The sequence below is a fragment of the Sphaerochaeta sp. S2 genome, assembly GCF_016406725.1.
Lineage (GTDB): Bacteria > Spirochaetota > Spirochaetia > Sphaerochaetales > Sphaerochaetaceae > Sphaerochaeta.
In genome coordinates, this window is the sequence record NZ_JAEKNT010000154.1 from 1 (window position 1) to 8,992 (window position 8,992).

The 8,992-nt window shown below is 48.3% G+C and carries 6 protein-coding genes, 2 tRNA genes, 1 pseudogene and 1 riboswitch; of the genes and pseudogenes, 8 read left to right on the forward strand and 1 reads right to left on the reverse strand.

Features of this window, described 5'->3' with window-relative positions; all coding sequences use genetic code 11:
- The first annotated feature begins 392 nt into the window (after nt 1-392).
- The 5 genes from JF818_RS04005 (at nt 393) to JF818_RS04025 (ending at nt 4,460) form a co-directional block, all read left to right on the forward strand.
- A complete protein-coding gene (locus JF818_RS04005) occupies nt 393-1,739 on the forward strand; it encodes an MATE family efflux transporter (protein WP_198890689.1) in 1,347 nt (448 codons plus the stop codon).
- Nucleotides 1,740-1,757: 18 nt separating this feature from the next.
- The gene (locus JF818_RS04010; protein ID WP_198890690.1) at nt 1,758-3,113 is read left to right on the forward strand and encodes an ATP-binding protein; all 1,356 of its coding nucleotides are present in this window, start codon (nt 1,758-1,760) and stop codon (nt 3,111-3,113) included.
- Nucleotides 3,114-3,199: 86 nt separating this feature from the next.
- Nucleotides 3,200-4,129, forward strand: coding sequence for an AEC family transporter (locus JF818_RS04015; RefSeq protein ID WP_198890691.1), 930 nt, complete (start codon nt 3,200-3,202; stop codon nt 4,127-4,129).
- A gap of 155 nt (nt 4,130-4,284) precedes the next feature.
- Nucleotides 4,285-4,357, forward strand: a tRNA-Lys gene (locus tag JF818_RS04020).
- 31 nt (nt 4,358-4,388) lie between these two features.
- Nucleotides 4,389-4,460: transfer RNA gene (locus JF818_RS04025), tRNA-Glu, on the forward strand.
- A 274-nt stretch (nt 4,461-4,734) separates the two neighbouring features.
- On the opposite strand, the gene JF818_RS04030 is transcribed toward JF818_RS04025, so the two are convergent.
- Nucleotides 4,735-6,003, reverse strand: a complete 1,269-nt coding sequence (locus JF818_RS04030; RefSeq protein WP_198890692.1) for a sodium:proton antiporter — start codon at nt 6,001-6,003, stop codon at nt 4,735-4,737.
- Nucleotides 6,004-6,024: 21 nt separating this feature from the next.
- A riboswitch (Fluoride riboswitch) is annotated at nt 6,025-6,110 on the reverse strand.
- 98 nt (nt 6,111-6,208) lie between these two features.
- Here JF818_RS04030 and JF818_RS04035 point away from each other — a divergent pair.
- From JF818_RS04035 to JF818_RS04045, 3 genes and pseudogenes are all read left to right on the forward strand, one after another.
- Nucleotides 6,209-7,273, forward strand: coding sequence for a M42 family metallopeptidase (locus JF818_RS04035; RefSeq protein WP_198890693.1), 1,065 nt, complete (start codon nt 6,209-6,211; stop codon nt 7,271-7,273).
- Between the two features lie 61 nt (nt 7,274-7,334).
- Entirely contained in the window at nt 7,335-8,705 is a 1,371-nt protein-coding gene (locus JF818_RS04040; RefSeq protein WP_198890694.1) for an aldehyde dehydrogenase, read from the forward strand.
- Between the two features lie 8 nt (nt 8,706-8,713).
- Nucleotides 8,714-8,992 (forward strand): annotated as a pseudogene (locus JF818_RS04045) (hypothetical protein); the annotation flags it as partial.

The following is an 8,992-nucleotide window of genomic DNA, read 5'->3' on the forward strand; positions in this document are numbered from 1 at the left end:
TCCCTGTAATTCTCGCACGAACGTAGCTTTTCAACTATCGTTCTCATTCTTGTGAATTGACTGGGAAGCCCCTCAAGGGTTGCTTCCTTCCTATTCTCATCTCTTCCCTGCGCTCTGCTTTCATAAATCTTCCCGCTCCCCCTCTCGGGAGGCGCTCGGTCAACTTACCCGATTTGCCGCCTGTCCGTCAAGGCCCTTGTGAGCCTTTTTTCCAAAGCTCCCGAGGAAGCTTTTCCGGCGGCCGGCGTAGGCCGACAAGAAGCGACTATACAAGACTTCCCAAGTACTGTCCAGTAGGTTTGTGAAAAATATTGTGCAAAGTATCGTTCTTGATATGCTTGCCCAAACCATTCGTTGGCAATATGATTGCCCATCGAAGGAGCAACGTTCCCATGCAGCAGGATATGACCAGAGGCAATCCCCTTAGGTTGATTTTCTTTTTTATGCTTCCCATTCTTGGAGGCAACTTATTCCAACAGTTCTATACGATGGTAGATACCTTTGTCGTCGGTAGATTCATCGGCGTCCACGCATTGGCAGCAGTCGGTTCTACCGGACCGATCACGTTCTTTGTGCTTGGATTCGTTATCGGACTCAATGCAGGCTTCTCTGTGATCATCAGCCAGAAGTTCGGGGCTAAGGATGAGAGGAGCATGCGGAAGGCAGTAGCAATGAGCATCCTCTCAGCTTTATTCCTCTCTATACTTGTTTCCTTTCTCGCGATAATCTCTGTCAAACCTCTGCTGGAAATACTCAATACACCACAAAACATCATCAAGGATGCTCAAGATTACCTAGTTATCCTGTACCTTGGCATAGTTGCCACCATCTATTACAACCTATTGGCAGCCATCCTCCGTGCCTTGGGAGACAGCAGGTCCCCTCTCTATTTTCTTCTGATAGCAAGTGTATTGAATATCATCGGGGACCTAGTTTCTGTCATCATCCTGGATATGGGAATCAAGGGAGTTGCGCTTGCCACTATCTCCAGCCAGGGGATCTCTGCTCTACTCTGTCTTTTCTATATATATAAGCGATACCCGATCCTTCACCTGAAGAGAGAAGACTGGAGTATTGACTGGCCCATGATCGGCAGACTGCTGCGTATCGGCTTGCCCAGTGCACTCCAATTCTCTGTCTGTGCAATTGGGGTCATGATAGTCCAGGCTGTCATCAATACCTTTGGCAGCGATACTGTTGCAGCCTACTCGGTGGGCACCCGTATCGAACAGCTTGTGACCCAGCCCCTGATGACCCTTGGCCTTGCAATGGCCACCTACAGTGCACAGAATTTAGGAGGAGGGTATCTTCCCAGAATTTCCCAAGGTCTGAAAAGCGCACTTATACTGAATGTGATTTTCAGTTTGGTAGCATTTCTTCTGGTGTTCTTTGCCGGTGATTTCCTCGCCTTGCTCTTCATCGATGCTTCGCAAAGTCACGTGATTGAGCAAACCAGTCAATACCTCTCTCTTATCTCCTACTTCTTCATCCCTCTGGGTCTCATATTTGTTTTCAGAAATACCTGCCAAGGATTAGGATCTGGATTGATACCCATGCTTTCTTCCATCCAGGAGTTGCTGTTCCGAGCACTTGCAGCCTTCACGCTTCCTGGGTTATTGGGGTACAGGGGCATTATTCTCTCCAGCCCACTTGCTTGGATTGCCGCAGCCATCCTCCTGATTTTTGCCTACCGAATCCAGATGCGTCATTTTCGCAGTATCATGAAGCAGACTGCCTGATTACTCCTCTTAGGTGGTATGCAAATATACGGATACCAACGAACCGGTTTTACCGGCACCCTACTCCAGGTCCAGGCCTCAAGAACATCTACCAGATTCACCATCCGCGGACTTTCCCTCGATAAGTCTTCGCGCTTGAAGCAGGACCTGAGAGCATACTACCAGGCTCCCCTTCCCAAGCTTTCAATCCAAGTACCACCCTACGCATCTTTGGAATGCATACTTGCTCCGGTTTTACTTGTCCTACTTTGCATGGAGAAAAACCTTCTTGAAATAAGCAACCACGCTATCCTTCTCTATGGAACCATTGACATCTCAGGTACATTGGTCAGTCCTCCCCCATTACAGAGAGAACTGACACAGCTGTGCAAAGAAGCTGGGATATCTCTTGTCATAACAGGAGAAAACATCCCCACTGTCCACAACGGCATATCATGTCCCTCTATCGCTTCTTCGTTGAGCCAGCTTTGGAGATTTGCATTACGTCATCCAGAAAACGAGATACAGAACAAGGAGACTGACAAGAAGCAAACATTGGAGGAAGACCCATTCTACGGAATCCTTGGCTTGCAAGAAGCGAAACAAGCGCTCTGTTACGCTGTCGCCGGTGAATTACCGCTCCTCTTCTATGGACCACCGGGTAGTGGGAAAAGCCTATTGCTGAACAGAACCAAAGCATTGCTTCCACCCCTTAAGGGAGAGCGGGCGCAAGAAGTCTGGGCAATCCAAGGAAAACATAGCATTGAATCCCCTCTGTTACGTTTGGAGGCTGGAATGAGTCAGCAGAAGATACTCGCAGGAACCCCTCCCTGGATAAGCCGGGCACATGGGGGTGCACTGCTTGTGGATGAACTCTCAAACCAGAAACCAAAAGTAAGAACTACTCTCGCACAGTTGTTGGACACACACCAAGTGGGAGACTTTCCACTTCATTACTCCATGGTTGCTGCTACTAATGGATGCCGTTGTGCAAATCTGGGTAATCCTCATGGAATATGTCGTTGCACCCAGGCGCAGATTGACCAGTTCTGGGGACTCATCGGCTGGCCCCTGCTTGACCGGTTCGCCATTGCCCTTGCCTTGGAGCCGGAACCACTGCTGGCGGGAACAGTCGAGGCTTTTCATGTTGACAGGAAAGCCATGGAGCATGTCCGGTCCCTGCAATCAGTACGTAAACAGGAGGGAGTTGCTCATCTGTTCCCCCGCTACAGCAAGGTGATGGCCCACACACAGAGAAGCCTTAGAAGAGCAAAGCTCTGCTGTTCCCTGGCACAGGTAATCGCAGACTGGGAAGGTAAGGAATCGGTTACCCAAGAGATGATGGAGAAGGCTTACTCGCTCTACCTGCTTCCCAAAGACCGTCATTACCACTAGCGGTTTGGGCTGTTAGCCTTTATACTTATTGAAGATTCTCACTGTAGTGGCAAATCACTACCATCATCTATATATAGAGAAATGCAATGATTGAACAGCTTCTTCCTGTCGTACCGCTATTATTACTATTTTTATTGGGCTATGCGTTGCAGAGAACCAATTTCTTTTCTACCGAATCACTTTCCCATGTCAAGAGGATTGTCTCTGATCTTGCCTTGCCGGCATTGTTGTTTCAGGCCTTCTCTTCGATAGAACTGGAAAGTCGTTATCTTATTCTGGTTATCCTCATTTTTATCGTATGCCTGATCATGGTTGTCTTGGGGCACTATATCGGGAAGCTTCTGAAGATACACAGTCCCTACTTTGCATTGATGATGACCGGCTTTGAAATGGGAATGTTTGGATATGCTGTATTTGTCTCCTTCCAAGGGGAAGCACACCTGGGAAAGATTGCTCTGGTAGATCTTGGACAGGTTGTATTTGTCTTTACCATCTTGATGGCCCTGATGATCAAGCATCGCGATGGTGCCGCAAAAGGCAGTGAATTGCTGAAAAAGATCGTCACCAGCCCAGTAATCCTTGCAATTATTGCAGGGCTTGCTACCAGCTTCATAGCTCCCCACGTCCAAAGCTCTCCCCTCTGGGATACCCTGGCTGAAATGATTGACCTGCTTGCCCAATTGACGGTTCCCCTTATTGCAATCACCATCGGTTACGGAATCCACATCAAGAAGGAGCTGATAGGAAAGTCCTTGAAGACCATATTGGCAAGAAGGGTATTGCTTACCCTGTTTGCCCTCCTCCTGAATGCGTTGGTGGTAGACTCCTGGTTGGGAATGGATAGGATGTACCAAGTTGCACTGATGACGATGTTCCTTACCCCTCCTCCGTTTGTAATTTCAATTTATATGCGCAGTGATGAGGAAGGTGAATCGGATTACGTCGACAACACGCTCTCTTTGGATACGCTTGTCTCTATTGTTGCAGTGGTAATCGCATCAGCGTTGTACGCTTGATGTTGTTGATATAAACCAGGGTGGATTCTAAAAACCAGCTTAGAAGGAGTCCCTATCCACAGAAAGCCATTGTAAAGCACACGTGATGTAGCAATAATTCTGCTCAAGTAGTTGACACCCTTTTGAGCTCTCTGGTATAGTCCATTACGTTGCAAGGGCCGCTAGCTCAGCTGGTAGAGCAACGCCCTTTTAAGGCGTGGGTCACAGGTCCGAATCCTGTGCGGCTCATCTTGCCTCTGTTTTTTAACATGCTTGTTATGTCTCCTTCGTCTAGTGGTTAGGACATCGGGTTTTCATCCCGACAACAGGGGTTCAATTCCCCTAGGAGATGCTTAAGGGAGCCTACCGTCTGGTAGGTTCCCTTTTCTTTATCACTACTGCAAGCATGAAATTGGAAACTCCGGGCCTCTACCCTGTGTGAAAGGCCTGCCTCACTATTGACTTCTCATAGAACCCGTTATACAAAGAAAATACAGGATGGTTTTCTGATAGCATCATATCTCCCAATCGCTATTAGCCATCCATGTGATGTACCCTTCTTCCGGGCTGCAATCCATATACTTGTATCCACACCCGCAAGCTTTGGATTGCAGCTCCCTTTATGTTCAATCCTTGAGCAGATCGTATTCAGCTTGACTCTCTTCCAAAGCAGATGAGCTCGATTCTTGTGTTCCATCCACTGAGAGAAGATGCCTGCCACCCCAACTGATCGCAAACGCACCCAGTGGTGCGGTTAAAAGAATACTCATCACTGCAACGGCCAGGATGATCTGACCAGGGCGGGTATCCATACCACGCTCAGCCATTGCTGCAAGGGGAGCAGAACCAATTGCGGCCTGCACAGTTGCCTTGGGAAGATAGGAAATAACTACAAACAGCTTCTCTTTCAGAGAGAATCCAGAGCCAAGTGTACAGAGATAGGTACCCACCGATCGACTTACCAATGCTATGAGTATAAGAAAGATTGCAGCCATGCCTGCTTCTTTCGCAGCATTAAGATCGACTTGCGCCCCTACCATGGCAAAGAGCACTATCTGTGCAAAAACCCAGATTTTCCCCAGTTTGCTGGAGAGCTCGTGAGCCATCGATTCCTTCTTTTCCAAGATAATGAATCCAATGGCCATGACCGCAAGGAGTGCTGCAAAAGGTATATGTCTGGCCTCAAGCAGGTCCCCAATGTGTACAAGAGCGATTGCAATTGCCAAGAGCGTCATTGCTCGTTTGGTTGCACGTGGATTATACCGCTCGAATACCCTGATCAGGAATCGAGCAATCAGATAACCCACTATGACTGCAAAAACCAGCGAGAGGGGAATGGATGCAATCATCCATGAAATATTCACAGCATCCCCTACATAGAGTGAGAGAACAATACTGTATGCAACGATAACCGTTACATCATCCAGGCTTGCACCGGCCAACACCAAGGTAGGAATGGCCTTCTTGGTACCCCTGCCCTCTTTGATGAACTGGACCATCATGGGAACCACCACCGCCGGGGAGACTGCCGCAAGTACACATGCGAGCAGTACACTCTCTCCCCTGCTTATAGAAAGCATCCCAGGGGCCAAGGCTATGATGAGAGCGGCTTCAAAAACTGCTGGAAGAAATGCAAGCAGTATGGCCTGGAGCCCTACCTTATGCAGGCTCTCTCTGGAAAGTTCCAACCCTGCACGCAAAAGTATTACGATAAGGGCAATCATACGTAGGTCTGAGCCGATCCGTATCAGGTCAGGATCGAGCAATCCCAATATCTGTGGACCAAGGACTGCCCCTACTGCCAGCATCCCAATAAGTGGGGGAACATGAATACGCTGTAATAGATATTCAACAAGAAGACAAAGAATCATCAACTCCGCAAGACTTAGTACCATGGCACACCTCCAGACCTTAATTAGGTTGCAGGAGTTATCAGCAGAATTGTAGGCTGCGGTTTTCTCTTATGTTGGGAGAGACGGCGAACCCCATCGCCTACCCAATCATATGAAATGCCATGTTTCTTGGTCAAGTGAGATTATTTGACGGGTGTACAACTCCTGCAATCTATGGATAATAATGAAGATTATCAGGAGAACAATCATGACAAATATTAAACGAATACAAAGAATCTGTGACGCCAATGGCATTTCAGGCTTTGAAGATGCAGTACTTGAGGTTATCCGCAAGGACGGCGCACACCTGGGTAGTTTTGAAGAAGACTCATTGAGGAATCTCTATCTTTCCAGAACCCAGAACCAAGAAGGAAAGCCAACGGTACTGCTTGATGCACATACCGACGAGGTAGGATTCATGGTCAAATGCATCCGTGAGGATGGAATGCTTGAATTTATCCCCATCGGGGGATGGGTAACCACCAATATCCCAGCTCATATGGTACGGGTACAAAGACGTGACGGATCCACCATTCCCGGTATTGTAGGGTCAAAACCTCCTCACTACCAGAGCGAAGCTGAACGAAAAAGTGTCCCGGACATCAGCAGTCTGTTCATCGACATCGGTGCATCCAGCAAGCAACAAGCCATAGAAATGGGAGCTGAAGTGGCAAGTCCAGTCATTCCCGAAGCGACCTGCACGTACAATCCAGAAACAAAGCTGCTCTTTGGCAAGGCCTTCGACTGCAGACTTGGTTGCTCGACCATTCTTGATGTCATGGAAGACCTTCAGGAAGAGACACTTGATGTCAACCTGGTCGCTGGTTTTGCCAGCCAGGAGGAAGTTGGGTGCCGAGGAGCACAACTCACTGCAAGGAAAGTCAATCCAGATGTAGCCATCTGCTTTGAGGGAAGCCCGGCTGATGACACCTTCCTTCCCCCCTATCAGCAGCAGACCATCGTGGGCAAGGGACCCATGCTCAGATTCATTGATTCAAAAATGATAACAAATCCAAGATTCCAACGCTTTGCCCTCGATCTTGCAGAGAAGCACCAGATACCTGTACAGCAAGGGGTAAGAAACGGTGGGGCAACCAATGCAGCTGCTTTGCACCTATCTGGACAAGGTATTCCTACCATTGTGATCGGCATCCCGGTCAGATATGCACATACACACTGGGGGATCAGCAGCACCGAGGACGTTGAGAGTTCAATTCGTCTTGCCAGGGCAATTCTCAGTAACCTCAGTGGGGAGATAATCGCTGGGTTCTGATGCATTGATTTTGACAAATAGGTAACCAGGTGTCATACTGGCACAAAAGTGGGGAATACGTATGAATGAAGTCCAGCTCTGCATCACTGAGATGCGAACATTCTTCCGTAATGGTTCAACCCAGTCGGTTGCATGGAGAAAAACTCAGCTCAAAAAGCTGAAGGATGGGATCAAAGAACATGAGAAACAGATTCTTGATGCCCTTTTCGAGGATCTGGGGAAAACTGATTTTGAGGGATTTGCGACTGAGCTCGGATTGGTCTATGCAGAAATTGACAAACATCTCAAGCACCTGGATTCCTGGACCAGTAAGAAACGGGTAAGAAATACCTTGCTTTCGTTTCCCTCCAAAGCCTACACAATCTCCATACCCTTGGGGATTGTATTGATCATGAGTCCTTGGAATTATCCATTCCAACTCACTATCGCTCCCTTGGTCAGTGCATTGGCGGCTGGCAATTGTGTCATCGTCAAACCATCAAGATACAGTAGCCATACATCACAGGTTCTGGAATCCCTGATCGCCAAACTCTATCCGAGCCACTATGTGACAGTTTTTCAGGGTGGCAGCGAAATGAACCAGGAACTGCTCTCGCATCGTTATGATCATATATTCTTCACTGGCAGCCCTACAGTTGGCAAAGTGGTCATGGAAGCTGCAGCCAAGACACTCACCCCGGTTACCCTGGAATTGGGGGGAAAAAGCCCTGCAATTGTGGAAGCAAACAGTGACATTCCCCTCGCAGCCCGTAGGATCATCTGGGGAAAATGTCTCAATGCAGGACAAACCTGCATAGCGCCTGACTACGTATTGGTTGAACGCTCGGTGGCTTCCCAGTTGATAGAAGAGATGAAATTGGCTATCACCAACATGTTTGGGAGCGATCCACTGCATTGCAATGACCTTCCCCACATCATCAACGAAAGACACTTCAACCGACTCATTAGTCTTTTTGAGGAAGGAACGCTCGCATACGGTGGGCAGATCGACCCAAAGAACCTGAAAATTGCACCAACTTTGATAACCGATGTACAGAGAACCGGAACGCTCATGAGTGACGAGATCTTCGGCCCGATTTTGCCCATCCTTACCTATGAGACCTTTGAACAAGCTGTCGGGTATGTCCAGGCACGGGAGCACCCCCTTGCACTGTATCTGTTCAGCAACGACAAGGAACACCAGGAAATCGTGGTGAGAACCGTCAGCTATGGAGGAGGATGCATCAATGATACGGTCATGCATCTCTCCAACCCCCACCTCCCCTTTGGAGGAGTCGGGTCCAGCGGTATGGGCAGCTACCATGCAAAACAGGGGTTCGATACCTTCAGCCACCAAAAAAGTGTGCTCGAAAGTAAACGATGGCTCGAGATAAAACTACGTTATGCCCCTTATCGGGGAAAGCTTGCTTTGATCAAACGATTGTTTTCTTAGGAGGGTTCATGAAAAAGATAGTAGGTATTACTCTGGTTCTCACCCTACTTACCACCGTTTCGCTAATTGCAGCGGTAGACACAGTGAGGGCAGATGAATTGTATGAGATTGATGCATTCACCCAGGCAGAAGCACTGCTGGAGGAGAAACTTGCCCAAGTGACCAATGATGCAGACCGCGCAGAGGTCCTATGGCGATTGGCACGCCTTCAGGTATCCCTTGGTGACGAATTGGATGAGGATGACAAGGATGGTAGGTTTGCATTCTATGAGAAAGGTGAACAATAC